This window comes from uncultured Umboniibacter sp. (assembly GCF_947497555.1).
In the GTDB taxonomy this organism is placed as follows: domain Bacteria; phylum Pseudomonadota; class Gammaproteobacteria; order Pseudomonadales; family DSM-25080; genus Umboniibacter.
In genome coordinates this window covers 1-533 of the sequence record NZ_CANMGY010000032.1, presented here as the reverse complement: position 1 = coordinate 533, position 533 = coordinate 1, and the positions used below count along the sequence as shown (strand labels likewise).

Below are 533 nucleotides of genomic sequence, written 5' to 3'. Positions count from 1 at the left end.
TTTGAACGTTCCAAGCCCCACGTAAACGTGGGCACAATCGGTCACGTTGACCATGGTAAAACAACTCTAACTGCAGCACTTACTCGTGTATGTGCAGAAGTTTACGGCGGTGAAGCGGTAGCGTTTGACGGTATCGATAACGCTCCTGAAGAGCGTGAGCGTGGTATCACGATCGCAACTTCACACGTTGAGTATGATTCACCAACACGTCACTACGCACACGTAGACTGCCCAGGACACGCGGATTATGTTAAGAACATGATCACCGGTGCTGCACAGATGGACGGCGCAATCCTAGTATGTGGCGCGACTGATGGCCCAATGCCACAGACTCGTGAGCACATCTTGCTATCTCGTCAGGTAGGTGTACCTTACATCGTCGTATTCTTGAACAAAGCTGACCTTCTTGCAGAAGACTGTGGCGGCGTTGATTCAGAAGAATACGAAGAGATGCTAGAGCTAGTTGAAATGGAAATTCGTGAGATTCTTGAGCAGTACGAATTCCCAGGTGACGACACGCCAATCATTCCAGG

Annotated in this window: 1 protein-coding gene; it reads left to right on the top strand. The window is 49.7% G+C overall.

Going from position 1 to position 533, the window contains the following annotated elements; translation table 11 throughout:
• Nucleotides 1–533, top strand: a 533-nt coding sequence (locus tag Q0698_RS13265) for a GTP-binding protein (RefSeq protein ID WP_298637163.1), incomplete at both ends; no start/stop codon positions are given.